At 34.7% G+C, this 20158-nt stretch carries 25 protein-coding genes, 1 other RNA gene and 1 pseudogene; 20 read left to right on the top strand and 7 right to left on the bottom strand.

Features of this window, described 5'->3' with window-relative positions; translation table 11 throughout:
* The first annotated feature begins 5 nt into the window (after positions 1-5).
* The 11 genes from murG to O970_RS04905 all read left to right on the top strand — a co-directional run bounded on the left by murG (position 6) and on the right by O970_RS04905 (position 11081).
* A complete protein-coding gene (murG, locus tag O970_RS04955; RefSeq protein WP_036562706.1) occupies positions 6-1085 on the top strand; it encodes an undecaprenyldiphospho-muramoylpentapeptide beta-N-acetylglucosaminyltransferase in 1080 nt (359 codons plus the stop codon).
* A gap of 64 nt (positions 1086-1149) precedes the next feature.
* Entirely contained in the window at positions 1150-2598 is a 1449-nt protein-coding gene (gene murC / locus O970_RS04950; protein WP_024496039.1) for a UDP-N-acetylmuramate--L-alanine ligase, read from the top strand.
* 10 nt (positions 2599-2608) lie between these two features.
* Positions 2609-3514 (top strand): D-alanine--D-alanine ligase, encoded by a 906-nt coding sequence (locus O970_RS04945; protein ID WP_024496038.1) that lies wholly within the window; start codon positions 2609-2611, stop codon positions 3512-3514.
* 14 nt (positions 3515-3528) lie between these two features.
* Positions 3529-4398 carry a cell division protein FtsQ/DivIB gene (locus O970_RS04940; protein ID WP_130575726.1) on the top strand — a complete coding sequence of 290 codons (870 nt, stop codon included), beginning with the start codon at positions 3529-3531 and terminating at the stop codon, positions 4396-4398.
* Between the two features lie 23 nt (positions 4399-4421).
* Positions 4422-5675: a cell division protein FtsA gene (gene ftsA / locus O970_RS04935; protein ID WP_024496036.1), complete on the top strand. Its 1254-nt coding sequence runs from the start codon at positions 4422-4424 to the stop codon at positions 5673-5675.
* Between the two features lie 93 nt (positions 5676-5768).
* Positions 5769-6926 (top strand): cell division protein FtsZ, encoded by a 1158-nt coding sequence (gene ftsZ, locus O970_RS04930; RefSeq protein ID WP_024496035.1) that lies wholly within the window; start codon positions 5769-5771, stop codon positions 6924-6926.
* A gap of 62 nt (positions 6927-6988) precedes the next feature.
* Positions 6989-7906 carry a UDP-3-O-acyl-N-acetylglucosamine deacetylase gene (lpxC, locus tag O970_RS04925; protein WP_024496034.1) on the top strand — a complete coding sequence of 306 codons (918 nt, stop codon included), beginning with the start codon at positions 6989-6991 and terminating at the stop codon, positions 7904-7906.
* Between the two features lie 87 nt (positions 7907-7993).
* Positions 7994-8584 carry a 5'-deoxynucleotidase gene (gene yfbR / locus O970_RS04920; RefSeq protein WP_036562702.1) on the top strand — a complete coding sequence of 197 codons (591 nt, stop codon included), beginning with the start codon at positions 7994-7996 and terminating at the stop codon, positions 8582-8584.
* Between the two features lie 171 nt (positions 8585-8755).
* The gene (gene lexA, locus O970_RS04915; RefSeq protein ID WP_024496033.1) at positions 8756-9370 is read left to right on the top strand and encodes a transcriptional repressor LexA; all 615 of its coding nucleotides are present in this window, start codon (positions 8756-8758) and stop codon (positions 9368-9370) included.
* Between the two features lie 626 nt (positions 9371-9996).
* On the top strand, positions 9997-10353 hold the full coding sequence (locus O970_RS04910; RefSeq protein WP_024496032.1) for a hypothetical protein: 357 nt from the start codon (positions 9997-9999) through the stop codon (positions 10351-10353).
* Positions 10354-10454: 101 nt separating this feature from the next.
* Entirely contained in the window at positions 10455-11081 is a 627-nt protein-coding gene (locus tag O970_RS04905; protein WP_024496031.1) for a hypothetical protein, read from the top strand.
* A 36-nt stretch (positions 11082-11117) separates the two neighbouring features.
* Here O970_RS04905 and O970_RS04900 read toward each other — a convergent pair whose 3' ends face one another.
* The 6 genes from O970_RS04900 to O970_RS04875 form a co-directional block, all read right to left on the bottom strand.
* Positions 11118-11513 carry a DMT family transporter gene (locus O970_RS04900; RefSeq protein WP_024496030.1) on the bottom strand — a complete coding sequence of 132 codons (396 nt, stop codon included), beginning with the start codon at positions 11511-11513 and terminating at the stop codon, positions 11118-11120.
* The gene (locus tag O970_RS04895; protein WP_024496029.1) at positions 11513-11875 is read right to left on the bottom strand and encodes an EamA family transporter; all 363 of its coding nucleotides are present in this window, start codon (positions 11873-11875) and stop codon (positions 11513-11515) included. The genes O970_RS04900 and O970_RS04895 overlap by 1 nt, the downstream gene beginning before the upstream one ends.
* A gap of 3 nt (positions 11876-11878) precedes the next feature.
* Positions 11879-12232: an arsenate reductase (glutaredoxin) gene (arsC, locus tag O970_RS04890; protein ID WP_105291838.1), complete on the bottom strand. Its 354-nt coding sequence runs from the start codon at positions 12230-12232 to the stop codon at positions 11879-11881.
* Positions 12233-12439: 207 nt separating this feature from the next.
* Positions 12440-12928, bottom strand: coding sequence for a zinc uptake transcriptional repressor Zur (zur, locus tag O970_RS04885; RefSeq protein ID WP_081685261.1), 489 nt, complete (start codon positions 12926-12928; stop codon positions 12440-12442).
* A gap of 1 nt (position 12929) precedes the next feature.
* Entirely contained in the window at positions 12930-13202 is a 273-nt protein-coding gene (locus O970_RS04880; protein ID WP_036562698.1) for an RnfH family protein, read from the bottom strand.
* Entirely contained in the window at positions 13195-13629 is a 435-nt protein-coding gene (locus tag O970_RS04875) for a type II toxin-antitoxin system RatA family toxin (protein ID WP_024496026.1), read from the bottom strand. The genes O970_RS04880 and O970_RS04875 overlap by 8 nt, the downstream gene beginning before the upstream one ends.
* A 151-nt stretch (positions 13630-13780) precedes the next feature.
* Here O970_RS04875 and smpB point away from each other — a divergent pair, with 151 nt between their 5' ends.
* From smpB to O970_RS10290, 9 genes are all read left to right on the top strand, one after another.
* Positions 13781-14266: an SsrA-binding protein SmpB gene (gene smpB, locus O970_RS04870; protein ID WP_024496025.1), complete on the top strand. Its 486-nt coding sequence runs from the start codon at positions 13781-13783 to the stop codon at positions 14264-14266.
* A gap of 477 nt (positions 14267-14743) precedes the next feature.
* Positions 14744-15108, top strand: a transfer-messenger RNA (tmRNA) gene (gene ssrA / locus O970_RS04865).
* 176 nt (positions 15109-15284) lie between these two features.
* Positions 15285-15833 (top strand): integrase arm-type DNA-binding domain-containing protein, encoded by a 549-nt coding sequence (locus tag O970_RS04860; RefSeq protein WP_036562710.1) that lies wholly within the window; start codon positions 15285-15287, stop codon positions 15831-15833.
* Positions 15834-15865: 32 nt separating this feature from the next.
* Positions 15866-16330: a hypothetical protein gene (locus O970_RS04855; protein WP_130575724.1), complete on the top strand. Its 465-nt coding sequence runs from the start codon at positions 15866-15868 to the stop codon at positions 16328-16330.
* Positions 16327-16785 carry a JAB domain-containing protein gene (locus O970_RS04850; RefSeq protein ID WP_051318602.1) on the top strand — a complete coding sequence of 153 codons (459 nt, stop codon included), beginning with the start codon at positions 16327-16329 and terminating at the stop codon, positions 16783-16785. The genes O970_RS04855 and O970_RS04850 overlap by 4 nt, the downstream gene beginning before the upstream one ends.
* 313 nt (positions 16786-17098) lie before the next feature.
* A complete protein-coding gene (locus O970_RS04845; protein WP_024496023.1) occupies positions 17099-17410 on the top strand; it encodes a hypothetical protein in 312 nt (103 codons plus the stop codon).
* Positions 17403-17627, top strand: a complete 225-nt coding sequence (locus O970_RS04840; RefSeq protein ID WP_065581689.1) for a helix-turn-helix transcriptional regulator — start codon at positions 17403-17405, stop codon at positions 17625-17627. The genes O970_RS04845 and O970_RS04840 overlap by 8 nt, the downstream gene beginning before the upstream one ends.
* A gap of 108 nt (positions 17628-17735) precedes the next feature.
* The gene (locus O970_RS04835) at positions 17736-18425 is read left to right on the top strand and encodes a hypothetical protein (protein ID WP_024496021.1); all 690 of its coding nucleotides are present in this window, start codon (positions 17736-17738) and stop codon (positions 18423-18425) included.
* Positions 18426-19027: 602 nt separating this feature from the next.
* Positions 19028-19297, top strand: a complete 270-nt coding sequence (locus O970_RS10290) for an integrase arm-type DNA-binding domain-containing protein (RefSeq protein WP_202976355.1) — start codon at positions 19028-19030, stop codon at positions 19295-19297.
* 264 nt (positions 19298-19561) lie between these two features.
* Here O970_RS10290 and O970_RS09860 read toward each other — a convergent pair.
* Positions 19562-20158: pseudogene (locus O970_RS09860) on the bottom strand (hypothetical protein); the annotation flags it as partial.

Genomic DNA, 20158 nt, shown 5'->3' with positions numbered 1-20158 from the left:
AAACGATGAAAGAAAATTATCAAGCATACCCAGCCAAAAAATTGTTGGTTATGGCCGGTGGAACCGGCGGTCATGTCTTTCCCGGTTTAGCGGTTGCTGAGTTTTTAATGGCAGAAGGTTGGCAAGTCGAATGGCTAGGGACTGAAGACCGAATGGAAGCACAATTAGTACCACAGCATGGGATTAAAATTAATTTTATTAAAATCTCTGGATTGCGTGGAAAGGGCATGAAAGCATTGTTATTGGCACCAATAAGAATCTATAAAGCAATAAGACAAGCCCAAACCATTATCCGCCAATATCAACCTGATGTTGTGCTAGGTATGGGCGGATATGTGTCAGGTCCAGGCGGTATTGCGGCCAAATTATGCGGTGTGCCAGTGGTATTACATGAACAAAATGGTGTTGCTGGTTTAACCAATAAATGGTTAGCAAAATTTGCAACGCGTGTATTGCAAGCCTTCCCTTCTGCCTTTAAAAACGGGGAAGTTGTGGGAAATCCAGTACGTAAAGATGTACTCGCACTACCGGCTCCTAATGTCAGATTTGAGGGACGCAAAACGCCAATTCGAGTATTAGTCATGGGCGGGAGTCAAGGAGCACAAATAGTAAATAAGGTTATGCCTGAAGTATTTAAACAATTAGGCGAGAAAGTGGTATTCTGGCATCAAACAGGTAAAGGAAATAAACCACAGGTATTAGCGATTTATGGTCAAATGACTTTCGGCGAAAGCAAAGTAACAGAATTTATTGATGATGTGGCAGCCGCTTATGCATGGGCAGATGTGATTGTCTGCCGTAGTGGTGCATTGACTGTAAGTGAAATTGAGGCTGCTGGACTACCAGCAATTTTTGTACCATTTATGCATAAAGATCGCCAACAATATTGGAATGCTAAACCGCTACAAGAAGCCGGTGCTGCAGCTATTATTGAACAACCCGATTTTACAGCGTCACATGTGATTGAACAGCTTAACTCATGGGATCGTACAACGTTACAAAATATGGCTGTTAAAGCAAGAAAACTGGCTATAATTGATTCAACCGAACGTGTTGCTGCAGTGATTAAGCAAGTATCAAATTAATTTCATTGTAAATGCAATGAGTTATATTTATATTACCGACTTGAATAATGAGACAAAGTAAAAAGTGAATACAACAAAGCTTGAAGAATTACGTAAAATCATCCCTGAAATGAAACGAGTTAAACATATTCATTTTGTGGGTGTGGGTGGTGCGGGTATGGGAGGCATTGCTGAAGTACTTGCTAATGAAGGATATTTTATTAGTGGTTCGGATATTACCGAAAATGCAGTAACGCAACAATTACGTATGTTAGGTGCGCATATTACTATCGGTCACCAAGCGAATAATATTGTTGGCGCCAGTGTGGTGGTTATTTCAACCGCTATACCACAAGATAATGTGGAAGTGATTGCTGCAAGAGAAGCTCGTATACCGGTTATTCAACGCGCGGAAATGTTAGCGGAGCTTATGCGTTTCCGCTATGGCATTGCTATTGCTGGGACGCACGGCAAAACCACAACGACCGCCATGGTCACCTCCATTTATGCGGAAGCAAAACTGGATCCTACTTTTGTCAATGGTGGTTTAGTTAAGGCGGCAGGTACGCACGCTAGATTAGGTAGTAGTCGTTATTTTATTGCCGAAGCAGACGAAAGTGACGCCTCATTTTTACATTTACAACCAATGGTATCGATAGTGACCAATATTGAAGCTGATCATATGGATACTTATGGCGGTAATATTGACAATTTAAAGCAGACGTTTATCAACTTTTTACGTAATTTACCGTTTTACGGTCTAGCTATAATGTGTATTGATGATCCGATTAATAGAGAATTATTATCGGTAGTAGGTCGTAAAATTATTACTTATGGTTTTAGTGAAGAAGCAGACGTCGTGATAAAAGATTATCGACAAGAAAAGTCAGTTGGCTTTTTCACTGTTTATCGACCTAATCGTGACGAACTATCTGTTACGCTCAATGCCCCCGGTCGCCATAATGTACTCAATGCCACAGCAGCGATTATTGCTGCGACTGAAGACGGCATTAGTGATGATGCTATTTTAGCCGCATTAGCCAACTTTGAAGGCACTGGACGTCGTTTTGACTTTTTAGGTCATTATAAGCATAAAGATGGTGGCGATATCATGTTAGTTGATGATTATGGACATCATCCAAGTGAAGTTGATGCCACTATTAAGGCGGCTCGTGGCGGCTGGCCTGAGCGCCGCCTAGTCATGGTATTTCAACCCCACCGATATACGCGTACTCGTGATTTATACGATGATTTTGTTGACGTATTATCTCAGGTTGATGTGTTGATTATGTTGGATGTTTACCCAGCAGGTGAAAATTATATTGCTGGTGCCGATAGCCGCTCTTTATGCTGGACAATTCGTAATCGTGGTAAAATTGACCCCGTGTATGTTTCTAATCCAGATAATGTATCACAAGTGTTATCAGGTATATTAAAAGGTGGTGATTTACTACTTACACAAGGTGCGGGTAGTGTTGGAAAAGTTGCTCGCCATTTAGCAAATATAGAACTTTTTTCTAATATAGATTATTGAGGTAATGATAATGTCAGACAAAGTTGCGGTATTATTAGGTGGCACTTCAGCTGAACGCGAAGTATCGCTAAACTCTGGAAAAACCGTACTTGAAGGCTTAATTGCAGGGGGCATCAATGCTGTTGCTATTGATCCTAAAACCTATCCTCTAACCAAATTAAAAGAAGACGGATTTACTAAAGCCTTTATCATTTTACATGGTCGTGGAGGGGAAGATGGGATTATTCAAGGCGTATTGGAGTATTTAGGCATTCCTTATACGGGGAGTGATGTATTGTCTTCTGCGCTAACGATGGATAAGCTAAAAACGAAATTAGTTTGGCAATCTTCGGGATTACCTATTACAAATTACACTGTTTTATATAAAAGCACCCCCTATGCTATTGATGACATTATCGCCAAAGTAGGTTTACCATTAATTGTAAAACCTATTCACGAAGGATCAAGTGTGGGGATGAGTAAAGTTTATCAAGCCGATCAGCTAACCAACGCCTTGCAACAAGCATTTAACTATGATGAAACCGTTTTGGTTGAATCCTGTTTAAATGGACCTGAATTTACAGTAGGTATTGTTGGTGATCAAGTGTTGCCAACCGTCCGAATTGAACCGAAAACCACCTTTTATGATTTTCAGGCAAAATATGAATCGGATGAAACCCGCTATTTCTGTCCTGGTGGTTTAACGACAAAACAAGAACAACAATTACAACAACTTGCAATGCAAGCTTATCAAGCTGTCGGTTGTTCAGGATGGGGACGTGTTGATATCATGCTGGATGACAAAGGTAATCCATATTTATTAGAAGTAAATACAGCACCAGGTATGACAAGTCATAGTTTAGTGCCGATGGCCGCTAAACAACTTGGTTGGAATATGAGTGAGCTAGTTTGTCGAATTTTGTCATTAGCAAAATAATTATTTATCGGACTATGAAAAAAATTCGTCAAGCTGAACCCAAAAAAAATTTAACTAAAAAGCGCGCATGGCTATTTCATACCCGCGAGCAGTTCATTGGTTTTATCTTTTTTTTAGTTATTATTGGAGTAAGCTTTTGGATTGTAAACACATTATTAAATTGGATGAATAATCCAGAACAAGCAGTACTCTCCCAATTATCCGTCACTGGTGATAGACAATATACGACTGATGATGATATTCGCGAAGCTGTATTAGCATTGGGCTTACCAGACACTTTTATTGGTCAAGATGTTGATGCTATAAGGCAGGAAGTGCTGCGAATTCCATGGATTAAGCAAGTTAGTGTGCGTAAACAATGGCCTGATAAATTAATTATTAATGTGGTAGAATACCGCCCAGTGGCCTATTGGAATGATGCTTTTTTACTTGATGAGCAAGGTCTATTATTTAGTTTGCCGCAAAATCGGATTACCAATAAATCGTTGCCATCACTATATGGGCCGGAAAATACAGAAGGTAATGTATTGGCTATGTACCAACATTTAAAGCAATTACTCTATCGGCAATTGTTGGTCGACCATACATTATTAGTTATTCATTCAATTAATGTCAACGAACGCTATTCGTGGACACTTAAATTAAAACCATGTATACAAATAGCTAACAATGCAACGGCTAATCAGCTGATTTGTGAAAATGAACAATATATGAAAGTTATACTTGGTCGAGAGCAAATTGAACATCGGTTAAACCGTTTTATTTTGCTTTATCCAAAAATAAAGGCGCAGACAGCATCAGATGAAATTATTGACGTTGTCGATTTGCGTTATAATAATGGCGCATCGGTACAACGCAATAAATTATCAAATTATCGGAAGTAGTTAGGGATTAAAGGCTAGAAAGCATGAAATCATCAGAAAGGAAGTTAGTGGTAGGTCTTGAAGTCGGCACATCAAAAGTTTTAGCGTTGGTCGGCGAAGTGTTACCTGATGGCATTGTTAATGTAATTGGGGTTGGTCATTGCCCATCAAAAGGCGTGGATAAAGGTGGCGTTAATGATCTGGAATCGGTAGTCAAATCTATTCAAAGAGCTATTGATCAAGCCGAACTGATGGCTGATTGCCAAATCTCTTCCGTCTATTTGTCTCTATCTGGAAAACATGTACGCTGTCAGAACGAAATTGGTATGGTACCGATTTCAGAAGAAGAAGTAACCACCGATGATGTGGAAAATGTTGTTCACATAGCAAAATCAGTGCGCATTATTGACGAACATCGAATTTTACATGTTATTCCTCAAGAATATTCTATTGATTTACAGGAAGGGATTAAAAATCCAATAGGATTATCTGGGGTAAGAATGAAATCTAAAGTTCACCTTATTACTTGTCATAACGATATGGCTAAAAATATTGTTAAGGCTGTAGAACGTTGTGGATTAAAAGTCGATCAATTAATCTTTTCAGGCTTAGCTTCCAGTTATGCTGTGTTAACTGATGATGAAAAAGAGTTAGGTGCCTGTGTGGTCGACATCGGAGGCGGAACCATGGATATTTCAGTTTACACTGGTGGTGCCTTACGTCATTCAGCAGTAATACCTTATGCAGGGAATGTGGTCACCAGCGATATCGCCTATGCTTTTGGTACGCCACCAATGGATGCTGAAACAATCAAAATTCGTTATGGCTGCGCTGTGGGGGCTTTAGTCGGTAAAGATGATTTTATTGATGTTCCTAGTGTTGGCGGTCGTCCTCCACGACGTTTACAGCAACAAACTTTAGCTGATGTGATTGAACCTCGTTATACCGAATTGCTTAATCTAGTAAATAAAGAAATTCATACATTACAAGACATACTCAAACAACAAAATGTAAAACATCAATTAGCCGCAGGTATTGTATTAACTGGTGGCGGTGCACAAATTAAAGGGTTAGTCGAGTGTGCTGAACGTGTTTTCCAAACTCAGGTAAGGGTTGGTGAGCCTCTTGATATTTCTGGTTTAACCGATTATGTGCAAAAACCTTATTGCTCAACAGCAGTTGGTTTATTGCACTATGGTAAAGCTAGCTTAATTAACGAATATTTAGAAGGAAAAAATAAAAAAATCGTCACAGGCTTTTTTAAACGTGCAACAAGTTGGTTTAAAAAAGAATTTTAATGAGTAGGTTAAAATTATATACGTGACATTGCATAAGCTAAGCTGTACAATAATAGGAAAGCATGGTATAAGGCTTAAAATTGGAGAAGGATTATGTTTGAACCTATGGTAGCAACTAACGAACCGGTTATTAAAGTCATCGGTGTCGGTGGTGGTGGTGGTAATGCTGTCGAGCATATGGTTATAGAACACATTGAAGGTGTTGAATTTTTTGTTGCAAACACGGATGCACAGGCATTACGCAAATCTAAAGTAGGTCAAACCATTCAAATTGGTAGTAGTATAACTAAAGGTTTAGGCGCAGGTGCGAATCCAGAAGTTGGAAAAACAGCTGCTCAAGAAGATAAAGAAAGTATTCGTTCTGCCCTTGAGGGTGCAGACATGGTATTTATTGCTGCCGGTATGGGTGGAGGAACGGGAACGGGCGCCGCTCCTGTAGTTGCAGAAATAGCTAAAGAACTGGGTATTTTAACTGTGGCTGTTGTCACTAAACCCTTTAGTTTTGAAGGGAAAAAACGTATGGCTTTTGCTGAGCAAGGTATTAGCGAACTAGCTCAGCACGTTGATTCATTAATCACTATCCCTAATGATAAATTGCTCAAAGTATTAGGTCGAGGAGTAACGTTACTTAATGCTTTTTCTGCGGCTAATGGTGTATTAATGGGGGCAGTGCAAGGTATCGCTGAATTAATTACTCGTCCAGGATTGATTAATGTGGATTTCGCCGATGTTCGTACCGTGATGTCAGAAATGGGATATGCCATGATGGGCTCAGGTAAAGCAACTGGTGATAATCGCGCCGAAGAAGCGGCAGAAATGGCGATTTCAAGTCCATTACTTGAAGATATAGACTTATCAGGTGCACGTGGTGTATTAGTCAATGTAAGTGCAGGGCTTGATTTAAGTTTGGAAGAGTTTGAGACCGTCGGTAATACGGTTAAAGCGTTTGCATCAGATAATGCAACTGTTGTGATTGGTACAACACTTGATCCTGAAATGTCTGATGAAATTCGGGTTACTGTTGTTGCCACCGGGGTAGGTATGGACAAATGTTCTGATGTAAAAATAGCTTCTTCATTGCATCATAATTCAGAAGCAACCCGTTATCAGCAGCCTATTGTCTCTGCGGTAAAACCTGTGCATCAGGAAGTAAGACCCGCGCAAGCAGTGAATGAGCAACCTATTGTTGCATCGGTTAGCAAAGAAGATTATTTAGATATTCCTGCTTTTTTACGTAAACAAGCTGATTAGAAGTGAACTATTTCTATTCTCTGTGGTCGAATCATTAAGCGTAATAAAGCAGTGGGGGGAACATGGTAAAACAAAGAACATTAAAACGCATGGTACAGACTACCGGTGTTGGATTACACACAGGTAAAAAAGTCACATTAATACTTCGTCCAGCGCCAGAGAATACGGGTATAATTTACCGTCGTACTGATCTGAATCCGCCTGTTGATTTTCCTGTTGATGCCAAGTCGGTACGTGACACCATGCTATGTACGTGTTTGGTTAATGAAAATAATGTAAGAATTTCAACCGTTGAGCATATTAATGCTGCGCTTGCTGCTTTAGGTATTGATAATATTATTATTGAAGTTAATGCGCCAGAGATACCCATAATGGATGGTAGTGCTAGTCCATTTGTTTATTTATTACTAGACGCAGGAATAGAAGAGTTAAATGCGAGTAAAAAATTTATTCGTATCAAAGAGACCGTGCGTGTTGAAAAACAAGATAAATGGGCTGAAATTTCTCCATATAATGGATTTAAATTAGATTTTACTATTGATTTTAATCATCCAGCAATTGATTCGAGTTCACAGCGTTGTCAATTTGAATTTTCATCTGAAGGATTTATGCGACAAATTAGTCGTGCTAGAACATTTGGTTTTATGCGTGATATTGAATATTTACAATCACAAGGTCTCTGCTTAGGTGGTAGTTTAGATTGTGCGATTGTGGTGGATGATTACCGTGTATTGAATGAAGATGGTCTTCGCTTTGAAGACGAGTTCGTACGCCACAAAATGTTAGATACGATTGGTGATTTATATATGTGTGGACATAATATTATTGGCTCAGTTACCGCTTATAAATCAGGTCATGCATTAAACAATGAATTATTACAAGCATTGTTAGCTAATCAGCACGCATGGGAATTCATCACTTTTAATGATGAACAAAGTGTTCCAGTTGCATTAGGAACAAAAACATTAGTGTTGGCTTAACGTTTTAGTTTATATGTTATTGATAGCAACGCTTCCATCATTTGATGGAGGCGTTTTTTTTATCTATTTAAATAAAGTGGTCAATTTATGAATACTAGTCATTTTTTTGCTTATTTATCTCGTTTGAAGTTAATTAACCGTTGGCCATTAATGCGTAATGTTCGTACTGAAAATGTATCTGAACACAGTCTACAAGTAGCTTTTGTTGCTCATGCTCTAGCGACAATTAAAAATAAAAAATTTAACGGAAAAGTAGATACACAACGCATTGCTTTATTAGCTATGTATCATGATGTATCTGAAGTATTAACGGGAGATATGCCTACGCCAACTAAGTACTATAATCCACAGATTACCTTTGAATATAAGAAAATAGAAAAAATGGCTCAACATAAATTAATTGCTATGCTGCCAGATGAGCTACAAGATGAGTTCAAATGTTATATTGATGAGGAATATTACAGCGATGAAGAAAAGTATATTATTAAACAGGCAGATGTGCTATGTGCATACCTAAAAACGCTGGAAGAAATGAGCGCTGGCAATAATGAATTTAGATTAGCACAACAACGATTAGAGAAGACCTTAAAGGCGCGCAGCAGTCCCGAGATGGATTATTTTATACAAGTTTTTTTACCTAGTTTCCATCTATCATTAGACGAAATAACCACTGATTGATCAGGGAGTTAGTAATGCTTTTTATCATTAACAATGATTGATATCATGGTTATTTTTGTCGATTAATGTTCAACTTCAGCACGACTAATAACACGTTTACATTTAAATGATTGCATAATCCTGTTAGCTGTATATAATTACAGCCATCTGTATAAAAAAACAGGGACAAAAATGAAACCATTAACGCCACGACAACAACAAATTTATGCTCTTATTAAAGAGCACATTCATCATTCAGGTATGCCACCAACGCGAGCTGAAATAGCAAAACAATTAGGTTTTCGATCGGCAAATGCCGCTGAAGAACATCTTAAAGCCTTATCACGTAAAGGTGCGATCGAAATTATACCAGGTTCATCTCGTGGTATACGTTTACTTTTAGAACATGAAGATAATATAGGCTTACCGCTTATTGGGAACGTTGCCGCGGGCTCGCCTATTTTAGCTCAACAGCATATCGAAGGACATTACCAAGTCGATGCATCCCTATTTAAACCGCATGCTGATTTTTTATTACGTGTTACCGGTATGTCAATGAAAAATATTGGTATTATTGATGGTGACTTACTCGCCGTACATAAAACACAAGATGTGCGACCAGGTCAGGTTGTTGTTGCCCGTATTGATGAAGAAGTGACAGTTAAACGTTTAAGTCGTAAGGATAATAAAATATATTTACTTGCTGAAAATGAAGCATTCTCACCAATTGAAGTGGATTTAGCTACTCAGGACTTTACGATAGAAGGATTAGCCGTTGGAGTGATACGTAACGCAACATGGATGTGAAATCCAAGACAAATGGCATCGAATGCTTTAATAAATAATATCAATTGATAAATTGATATTATTTTTATGGTTGCTGTTATTATGTATATAGGTATTAACTGTATTAGAATTGTGTCAGTTATCAAAGTAACTATTTTCATTGAATGACATTATTGATTCGTGGTGTCTAACCGGGGTCATTAGATTATAGATATAACTGATATGAAAATTAATGTAAGTCTTACATTGTTTTTATTTATCCAAATAAATTAATTTATTTATATTATAATGTTAATTATATGCATATAATGGAGTAACATATTAATATATTTATTCAAATAGTAATAATACTTATTTTTATCATTGTTTTAACTTTAATTAAATATCAATATTTTATAATAAGATTTATTATTTATTACTTTAATATCAAATAAGATTCTTAATTGTTATTAATGTATAAAATTTGATAAATAACAACTAATAAATTAAGTTGAAAAAGAGAATTGGAATTGGAGAGTTATTTTAAAATGTTTATGATTAGTCAATCTATCTAATTAACTAAAAAATTTATTATTAAATATTACTCTTTTATGCTTAATTATTGCTATTTATATCAGGTTAACAACCTACAAAAACGGAGTTAGGTCATGTTTTGGTTTACACTATTTCAGTTATTAGGATTAATTGCTCTAGTTACTGCATTGATCTTTTATTGTCGATTTAAAAAATTAAAATTTTTTCCTTTTATTTATCAGCATATTAAACACATTTTAATTGCATTGGCTGCGATAATCGTACTTATTACTCTTATTTGCTGGAAACCATTGTATCATACTACTGAATGTTTTTTCCGCGGAAAAAGCATGCGAGCTGAGACTAAATATTCGTGGTATTTAGGGGAGTGTCAGATTAAGACTAGAACAGGTTCTTATCTGCCGTTGAATCGTAGCCGTGGTATGCCGGAAGGAAATGAAAATAATGGTCATAATGATCTTCTTTATTAAACAAATAAATGAAATCAAAATAGCGATGAAGACTATATTTATAAAAATTAATTAAAACGGGTATTTGATGATTTTACCGATTACTTTATTGGATATTTAGTATGCAAAAATGTATTTCACTTTTGGCTCTAACACTGTTTATTACGTCCTGTACTAATACCGCAATGATGGAAAATATAAACCAAATTTCTGGCTTAACCTTCACCCAAGATGCGCGCGGAAAAACGGTGTTGGATAAATATCAAGTAATACGTGATTTAAATCAACAACACAATACACTTAGCCTTTGTATTGCGCAAGAGTTGGATAACAAACCCGTTTCCTTGCTTGGCTCATCGGCGACATTTTGGGATAGTTATGGTGGTTACTATACCTATCCTGGTAAGTCGGTTTCATTAGAAGGCGGTGATACGATCAAATTAATAGCCGATAACGCTGTGGTCGCTAAAGGTGTGACCGAATACGCCTATGATAATTTATCATCTTTAACTTCTTATGTTCGTTATACGTTGACTGCAACCAAGAAAAATCAGCATATAGTTTATCTTTTTAGTCACATATTACAGGCTAAACAAGATACGGGGGCTGCTTTTAACGAAGGTTTTATACCTGTTGAAGTCATTTATCGTGCTCATCCCGATTATGTTATTCAAGCATTAGATAAAGAAATTGAACGAATTGATACCTGTTTAGCAACCGAACTAGGTGATATTAAACATGAGAACTAATTCTTAACTAGATGAATAGAAGCATACAATTATTTTTTAATTATGCTTGTTATTCATTTGCTGAATCTGCTTTTCGGCTACTGCCAATACGATAATACCCATTAAAATCAAGGTTGCGCCAATGATCTGTACGATAGTAATGTGTTCACCAAACAGTAAGACTGAAATAAACATCACACTGACTACCTGCATATGAGAAATAGCAAATGCTGGACCGATGGGGGCTCGTTTAAGTAAATACATCCACGACCCAAATGAGCCAAGATAATTAAGCAAAGTAAGATACATCCAAAACGTGCTAAATATACGCTTTATCCATGCGATATTTAATTCAAATGGCGCAGCATAAAGCGAGGTATATTTAAAACTAATTTGTCCAAAAGTATCAAAAAGCAGTAATGATAAAAAACCAATGAAATAAAAACGCCACATTAACCTATCCCTATTACGATTACGCCAAACATAATGAATAAAATACCTATTACGCGTAGTTGGGTTATTTTTTCATGGAAGATAAAATGCCCTGATAACATGACGGTAACAATATTGGCTGAAGCTAACAAAATCGCCATAGAAAGAGGAACAAGACTAATAAAAGCTAACCAACATAGGAACACCATTGTATAGGAAAATAAACCTAACCATAGATATTTATTAAACAGTAATCGCCGCCAGCGCGGGGATAAATCATCTTTACTTGTTAGTGACTGAATGGCGGCATATTTATAAGCAGTTTGGCCCAAGGTATCTAATGCGATATTACCAATCCATAGTAAAAAAATCCAAATAGTCATAAATTACAAAATCGCTAACACATTTTCAGGCGGACGACCAATACGAGCTTGTTCCCCAACGATAACTATCGGTCTTTCTATTAATTGTGGGTTATTGTGAAGTATCGTCAGTAATTCCAATTCCGTTAAATTGGGATTATCAAGATCAAGCTCCTTATAACAAGCCTCTTTGGTCCGCATTAACGATCTTGCTGATGGTAAAGATAAACATTGGAGTAACGTTTTCAATTGCAGGATGGATGGGGGGGTAGCTAAATATAAGACAATGTTTGGTTCCACGCCTCTTGCTTTGAGTAAGGCTAACGTTTCGCGGCTCTTTGAGCAATTAGGATTATGATAAATAGTTACGGGTGTTATTGTCTTTAACGTCATTAATCTATTTCCTATCTATTCTATTAAACTTAACAACTTAATACAGTATAAGGGAAATAGATGATTTGACAAAATCTCAATATCAATAATAAAAATGGGCATTACAATCCCAATAATTTGCAAATAAAAAGTAATTAATAAGGATCTCTTTTGCTTAAATAAAACTAATATTTTATCAAATTGTTAATTCATTTAAATACATTGGCACTTTTGGCATACACCGCGAATTTCAAGGACACTATGTTGGACTTTGAATGTATTTTCCTTAGCTAGGATTTGTAACTCATTTTCAATTGATGAACAATGTTCTTCAATGATTTGCTGACAACGATTACAAATCAATAAAATAGAAATATGGCTAGGATCATCAAAATGGGGGCAAATAATATAACTATTCATCGACTCAACTTTATGAATAAATCCTTGTTCCATTAAAAAATCCAGTGCCCGATAAATCGTTGGTGGTTTAGCCTGAGGTTCAATTTCACGTAGCTGATCAAGTAAATCATAAGCACTCATAGCTCGCTCAGCCTTTAACATCAATTGAATGACACTTCTACGTTGTGAGGTTAAACGAATATTACGTTGATAGCTAATTTTTTCAATTTTTGCCATGGCATGTTCATGACAAAGTTGATTCACAGGAGAACAATGGTGTTGAGGATTAGTGCATTTTTCCATACTATTTCTGCTCTTGTGCTCGTCTTTTACGTATCTCTTTTGGATCGGCAAGCAATGGGCGATAAATTTCAATGCGGTCATCATTTTGTAATATTGCGTCTAACTCAACCACTCTACCGAAAATCCCCACAGAATGATGCTCAAGATTAATTTGGCATTGAGTTAAAATACCAGACTGGTTAATCGCCGATAAAACTGAACTATCGGCGGCCACTTTTAAGGAAATAATTGTTGGGTTTTCGGGTAATGCATAGACCACTTCGATATTAATCATAATAAACCTGCTTTGCTCGCTGACTAAAAGCTTTTACCATATCGGTCATAATTTCTCTAAACATAGGAGTAAACGCTATTTCTAATAGTTTACTATTAAATTTATATTGTAATTCAAAATTAATGCGACTATTTAATGGATCAACTTGTGTAAAATGCCAATAACCTCTCAAATATTTAAATGGACCATCCACTAGTGATAAAGAGATGTTATTCGGCTCATTAAAAGTATTTTTTGTTATGAAACGCTTACGAAATCCTAATTTTTCTACTTCTAAAAATGCAATCATATAAGTCGACTGCTGCTCAAGAATACCAGATTTAACACAATTAGGTACAAAAAGTGGATACGCCTCAATATCATTCACCAAATCAAATAGCTGTTTAGTACTAAAAGGTTCGGTAACAGAATAATTAATTTTTGTCATAAACCATTAAATTAATCAGTAAATGTGTTAAGTATATCATATAACTTATCATTATGCTTTGACCTAAAAAAATCAGGATAATAGATAACGATACAAACTAAGCAAATTATGGCATAATGAAAAAAATTTATCTTAAATTAAAGTTATGAATATGGTTAAGAAAAAAGCAAATAAAGCTGGCTCGGCAACAATTGCACTTAATAAAAGGGCTAGGCATGAATATTTTATTGAGGCAGAGATAGAAGCCGGTCTTGAACTACAAGGATGGGAAGTCAAATCATTACGAGCAGGAAAAGTTAATATTAGTGATAGTTATGTTTTATTGAAAGGGGGAGAAGCTTGGCTGTTTGGCGCCACTATTACACCGCTAAATGTTGCCTCAACACATATTGTTTGTGATCCTATGCGAACCCGCAAATTATTACTTAACAAACGCGAACTGGCTTCATTATTTGGAAATATTAATAAAGAAGGATATACAGTTGTTGCGTTGTCGATGTATTGGAAGAATGCTTGGGCAAAAGTTAAAATCGGTATTGCCAAAGGTAAAAAACAACATGATAAACGTGATGATATAAAAGCTCGTGAATGGGAACGTAATAAAGCACGTATTATGAAAAATGCCAACATTCGTTAAAATAAATCTTTATTATTACACCGATGCCTATTAAAAGTAGGTGATCGGTTTTATTTTATTTAACTTATTTTAACATTCCTTTAATGCTAAGTATATTGTTTACACAATCACAATAATATGAATTAAGTTTATAGTATTAGGATAGAACGATATTATTTTATTATTAATATATCAACTATAGAAATAATAACTTTAAAGATGATCCACCTTATTAATCAAAATAACTCATCCACTATATATTGCAATCACTTATCATCATAGGCAAAAATTATTAAACGAATAGCAACGATTACACAATCATCATTATTGGTTTTATGGCTGGTGCGATTGTCATTAACCATATTATTGAGCGCTAGAAATAAAGATATAAAAAATAATCATGAGCAAGCATTAATATAATTATTAATCAAAGCTACATAATTATATTAATAACACTGGCTAATTATCGTGAGATTAGCTATAATAGTGAGAACTATTGGGGCTGATTCTGGATTCGACGGGATTTGCGAAACCCAAGGTGCATGCCGAGGTGCGGTAGGCCTCGTAAATAAACCGCAAAAAAATAGTCGCAAACGACGAAAACTATGCACTAGCAGCTTAATAACCTGTATAGAGCCTTCTCTCCCTAGCCTTCGCTCGTAGGACGGGGATCAAGAGGAGTCAAATCCAAACGAGATCGCGTGGATGCCCTGCCTGGGGTTGAAGCGTTAAAATTAATCAGGCTAGTTTATCGGTAGCGTGTTTGTCCGCAGCAGATAAATGAAATCTAAAGATAAACTACGCATGTAGTACCAAGGATGTAGAAATTTCGGACGCGGGTTCAACTCCCGCCAGCTCCACCACCACATTATTCATTAAAATTCACCAACCATCATTAATTTATTATAATTCAAGTGTTTTTTAATTTTTTTATATCAATAAGTATTATGTTAATTCAGTGACAATCAATAGTTTTAGTTATATAATTAGTTATACGCCAAAAAACACAATATCAACGTATAACTATAAGTATATAACTATGGCACGTATAACTACACCGCTCACAGATACTAAAATCAAAACAGCTAAGCCCTCAGAAAAAGATTATACTTTATCTGATGGGAACGGTTTGTACTTACTTGTTAAATCAATAGGTACAAAGATTTGGCGTTTTAATTATTATCGCCCCACCTCTAAAGTAAGAGCCCTTGTAAGTTTTGGAGCATATCCTGAAATTAGTTTAGCTGATGCTAGACTCAAAAGAGATGAAGCAAAACAATTACTTGCTAAAGGAATAGATCCTCAACAATATAAAAAAGAGCAACTAAAACTACTTAAAGATGAACAGAATAATACTTTTGAAAAGGTTGCTACTGATTGGTTCAAATTAAAATCTTCATCTAATTTAAAAACTGATACATTAAAAGATATTTGGCGTTCTTTGGAATTGCATGTAATACCTTATGTAGGGGGTATTGCTATTACTGAAGTTAAAGCAAGAGACTTTATAAATGCTCTGGAACCAATTAAACAACAAGGAAAGCTAGAATCTATTCGACGAATATGCCAACGAATTAAGGGGACTTAGATAATTTTTGTGGTATTTACAGTTTAGTGAATATGATTTCCTACCTTTATAAAGGTAAAATAAAACGTAAGCTATTGTATCTTAAGTTGGTTAATGAGTTTCATCATCAACATAATCTTATTGATTTAGTTGATACAGGAATGAGTAATGTTGAAATGGATAGTTTAATTGAGTCTGTTTTAGCAAAAGGTTATTATAGGCAACATTATCCAATACAAATAAGTATGCCTTATCGTTCTAAATTTCACATAAAAAAAACTCAACTGTTTAAGGAAATAAATCAATTTCTTAACAAAAAAGATGGTCAATCAACTTCAGTTATCATCGGTACTCAATATCATTGGAGTGTTGTCTGCCATATTGATAAGCATTTCATCCATTTTCTTGATAGTTCAAACTTTAATAAAGCACGTCTAAGTTCATTTTCAATTAATAATACACAAAATCGTTATCAGTTAGGTTTAGATGATATCTATTTTTTTGAGCGTGAAACATGACTATAACAACAATATCATCAGATGAAGTTATAATTATTAATCAAGCTAAAAAAATAATTGCCAACCATATGAATAAAGGGAAGAAAATTTCTTCACCAAAGGATGTAACCGACTATTTTATATTAAACTTTGGGCTATATGAATATGAAGTATTTGGGGTTTTATATTTAAATCAGCAAAATCAAGTTATCAAATTTGAAGAACTTTTTAGAGGAACTATAAATGAAACAAGTGTTTATCCTAGAGAAATAGCTAAACAAACACTTATTTACAATGCTACATCAGTTATCTTAGTTCATAACCACCCTAGTGGTGAATGCAAACCAAGCCAGCAAGACATTCAACTTACACACAAAATAGAACAAGTTTTATCCCTAATAGATGTTACAGTTTTAGATCATTTTATAGTTGCTAAGCATAATTTTCTTTCACTGAAAGAAAATGGATACTATTAATGCTATTTGAGTGTATTAAATTGTCAAATTAGATTTATATCCTCGATACATTTAATCTAATCTCATCACAAATTCCATCTAGTATATGTTTAAAACTTGCAATGCCTCACTTTATATTTTATTACTTTTCGCTAAGAAGATAGAAAAAATTATTTTAGTTCATTATAAAACACACTTTCCAATAAGCCGAAAATCAAAATAAATTACTACATGGACATAAATAACATTCCATATATAAAAATAATTTGACTTTACATGTATATTCTCTATAATAACTTGCAATCAAGTAATAACCACATGAGGTCATTAATAAATGAAAAAAACTATTAAATTAGTTGTAAAAACTCTTTTGGCATCTAGAGATGATTACAATAAAGATAATGATAAAGAAATAAGCCGATTTAGAATCACACGAAGTAGCATAAAAAAAGCTGCAGATCTAAATCAGCTCCCTGACAATTTTGAAAAAAAATTATTCTTTGAAATGACTAAATATGGATGGCTAGGTTTTTTAGATTTCGATGACAATTTTGTTTTTGTCAAAAATGAATCACTAAAAAATTGGGCCCGCTTAGGATCTACTCGTATCAATAAAAAAAAGGAGGAATTAGAAAAAAATTATTAATGATGAATCTATCATTAGTAGGCTTATTACTATGTCGGAATTACAAGAAATGACACAACTTTGTAGAAATACTTTAATGTCATTAGCTAATAAGGGGGAATTTCATGTTTATAAACTAGGTGAAAGGCGAATTGCATTTAAGCTGGAAGAAATTGAAGATTGGCTTACTCGTTGCAAAGTCAAGCCAATCTCAAATCTAACAAACGAAATTCAGTAGCTTTATGTGTATATTTTGTTGTTGGCGCAACAAAATATACAACTACTAATATCAATAATGTGAATAGGAATAAAGCCTATTTACTCACCTTTATAGGATATATAAATTATGAAAAAGAATCAATGCTCGAATTTCGAGTCTATTCTTCATTTAGAGTCAAATTGTAAGCGTTACTTCAGTAATCCTAAGTATCATTTCTTAGGTAGCTTAATAGAAGATCTTAATAAAGCTAAAGTTAATGTTGTTGATTTCATTACTAAACGAATTGCTTATTTCAAGAAGAAGATCAAAGTTGATTTAAACAATGGTATTGAAGTGAGGATAGCTGATAAATTTGCTCTTGTATATGCGGCTGGATGCCTTGCTATTGAATATGACGTGTTGCCATTTAAAAGAAAGAATATATTGAGTGGTGTAACTAAATGCTATTACTATTCACAAAGAACACCTGAGTATGAACAACATTATCAAGACGTTTTAAGTAATCTAAAAAAACAAGTTTATGTTGATTTACTTAAAAGTAGTGGCAAGTATACTGAAAAAGATATCAAATCGTTTGATGTGGTTCAATGCAAGGTTAACAATCAATCCGTTTTAGCCATTACCAAGAAGTACTTACAACAAATATGTGGTGAACAAGATGTTAATGGTTTTCTTAGATCTTTGCTAAATAAAGGCATTTTATTAACACAAAAAGATTCACGAGGTAATCTAAAGTATACAAGACAAATTCGTTATAAACTGAAAGGTTCCAAGATTAGTAGAGCGATTGAGAGGCGGTATTGTATTAAAATTTAATTAATAATAGATTAAACAATCTTTTGCTGATATTTTTATTAGTAAGAGATTGTTCTAGAGTGATTTTATAGTTATATCATTAAAATTATTAGACTTATCCACAATTATTAATTACCATGAGCCTATTATTTGTAATAATCTTGTATAGCCTGATAGTTATAATTACCAAAATCGTTTTCATGTTTGTTGTATTGAATTAAGGTGAGTTAATTGACAAAAAAACAGATCAAGAAGTTTATGGACGGAGTAAAATTGTCTAATTTATACAAATTTTCTCTCCTAATTTAGTTTTCTCCAAACAGTATTAAGTTGAATTTAAGAAAGAATTTGAATATTATGAAGTAGTATCGTTTGTATTAAAAATTAATACAACTTATCATAGTTATATGTTTAGTTATATTTTAATTCAGTGAAATTAAAATTTTATTATTAATTAATCTATTAATCGTCAAATTCAACTGACGCCAGCCTTTAAAGCCCATTAAATCACACCAAACCCAATAACAACAAGCCTTAAAAGCAATTTTATTATCCAGTAAGTATCATTAAGATACATTTACAACCAAATTTTTTAGGTATATGCTTAGGTATACAAACACAATATACCCATATATCGTATACCTAAAATAATTCTGGCTAGAAAAACACATCCATTAACAGACACCCAAATAAAGGCTGCCAAGCCAAGAAATAAAGATTATTCGTTATTTGATGGTGGTGGTATGTATCTCTTGGTTAAATCGAATAATTGTAAAATCTGGTGTTTTAAGTATACGCGCCCGTATGCCAAAAAAGGCGCTTTAATTAGTTTCGGTAGTTATCCTGAGGTTTCACTACAGCAAGCTAGAAAACAACGAGACGAAGCACGCTGATTAATTAAGCAAGGTGTAGATCCTCAAGAGCATAAAGCAGAATAAGAACAACGCAAACATGACAAAATTACTATTACCTTAAAAAGGTAGCTTCTGATTGGTTTAAAGTTAAAAGTGGTAAAGGGTTAGCTGAGAGTACGCTAAAAAGAATATGGGAATCTTTAGAATTACACCTATTCCCTTATCTTTTTGGTACTAAAAAGTGTGAACATACCAAACAATGATAAGCCAAATCCTGCCAATAGAATCTGGCTTAAACAAAACTTACTCTTCTATCTCTTTTTTAAAATCGGAAGCCCATTGAAAGATTCTACTGACTTTACTAAGTGTTTCGAGTCTATTTTTACCTAACACTTTATAACTATGTATTCCCCCATTTATCGGTTCGCCTGTGGTCAACTCTTTAAAGTAGCGAAAACGCTTATACACCTGAGGATTTTTTACCCAGTCTGGAATATTTTCGATATGATAGGTAATATAGACATCTCGCACTGTTCCTCCCCCTACGCCATTAATGGTATCCTTGATACGTTCAATTTTATCCACGACTACCCGACCAAAACAGAAGTTAGTTTCTCCAAATTCCCAGTCCACATATTTTCGACCTAACTCTGTAAGATTATAACGATATAGCGGTTTACCATCAGTTTCACCCGCCAGCTCCTCAGTAAAAAAACCTAGTCCACTAAAAAAATGTAGGGTGTCATTTTTTAGACGGTTATAATATGCTTTTTGTGTTTCAGACGAAAAAGGTAAATCCTGCCCCTCTATATATTTAATGGTATATGGGTACATAGATTGCGTTATCTTACCCACCATCATACAAATCGCTTTATCGCCAGTTTGATTATTCCAGTCATA

This window comes from Candidatus Schmidhempelia bombi str. Bimp (genome assembly GCF_000471645.3).
Classification (GTDB): domain Bacteria; phylum Pseudomonadota; class Gammaproteobacteria; order Enterobacterales; family Orbaceae; genus Utexia; species Utexia bombi.
This window is presented reverse-complemented; position numbering and strand designations above follow the sequence as displayed.

Bases quoted from the DNA above. Each gene is read 5' to 3' on its own strand.
- O970_RS04880 (WP_036562698.1), bottom strand. From the start codon at position 13,202: ATGATTAATATCGAAGTGGTCTATGCATTACCCGAAAACCCAACAATT.
- zur (WP_081685261.1), bottom strand. From the start codon at position 12,928: ATGGAAAAATGCACTAATCCTCAACACCATTGTTCTCCTGTGAATCAA.
- murG (WP_036562706.1), top strand. From the start codon at position 6: ATGAAAGAAAATTATCAAGCATACCCAGCCAAAAAATTGTTGGTTATG.
- yfbR (WP_036562702.1), top strand. From the start codon at position 7,994: ATGAATACTAGTCATTTTTTTGCTTATTTATCTCGTTTGAAGTTAATT.
- O970_RS04905 (WP_024496031.1), top strand. From the start codon at position 10,455: ATGCAAAAATGTATTTCACTTTTGGCTCTAACACTGTTTATTACGTCC.
- O970_RS04910 (WP_024496032.1), top strand. From the start codon at position 9,997: ATGTTTTGGTTTACACTATTTCAGTTATTAGGATTAATTGCTCTAGTT.
- O970_RS04855 (WP_130575724.1), top strand. From the start codon at position 15,866: ATGATTTCCTACCTTTATAAAGGTAAAATAAAACGTAAGCTATTGTAT.
- O970_RS04835 (WP_024496021.1), top strand. From the start codon at position 17,736: ATGAAAAAGAATCAATGCTCGAATTTCGAGTCTATTCTTCATTTAGAG.
- ftsA (WP_024496036.1), top strand. From the start codon at position 4,422: ATGAAATCATCAGAAAGGAAGTTAGTGGTAGGTCTTGAAGTCGGCACA.
- O970_RS04945 (WP_024496038.1), top strand. From the start codon at position 2,609: ATGTCAGACAAAGTTGCGGTATTATTAGGTGGCACTTCAGCTGAACGC.
- ftsZ (WP_024496035.1), top strand. From the start codon at position 5,769: ATGTTTGAACCTATGGTAGCAACTAACGAACCGGTTATTAAAGTCATC.
- lexA (WP_024496033.1), top strand. From the start codon at position 8,756: ATGAAACCATTAACGCCACGACAACAACAAATTTATGCTCTTATTAAA.
- O970_RS04895 (WP_024496029.1), bottom strand. From the start codon at position 11,875: ATGACTATTTGGATTTTTTTACTATGGATTGGTAATATCGCATTAGAT.
- O970_RS04860 (WP_036562710.1), top strand. From the start codon at position 15,285: ATGGCACGTATAACTACACCGCTCACAGATACTAAAATCAAAACAGCT.
- O970_RS04875 (WP_024496026.1), bottom strand. From the start codon at position 13,629: ATGACAAAAATTAATTATTCTGTTACCGAACCTTTTAGTACTAAACAG.
- O970_RS04845 (WP_024496023.1), top strand. From the start codon at position 17,099: ATGAAAAAAACTATTAAATTAGTTGTAAAAACTCTTTTGGCATCTAGA.
- O970_RS04900 (WP_024496030.1), bottom strand. From the start codon at position 11,513: ATGTGGCGTTTTTATTTCATTGGTTTTTTATCATTACTGCTTTTTGAT.
- O970_RS04850 (WP_051318602.1), top strand. From the start codon at position 16,327: ATGACTATAACAACAATATCATCAGATGAAGTTATAATTATTAATCAA.
- smpB (WP_024496025.1), top strand. From the start codon at position 13,781: ATGGTTAAGAAAAAAGCAAATAAAGCTGGCTCGGCAACAATTGCACTT.
- O970_RS04940 (WP_130575726.1), top strand. From the start codon at position 3,529: ATGAAAAAAATTCGTCAAGCTGAACCCAAAAAAAATTTAACTAAAAAG.
- lpxC (WP_024496034.1), top strand. From the start codon at position 6,989: ATGGTAAAACAAAGAACATTAAAACGCATGGTACAGACTACCGGTGTT.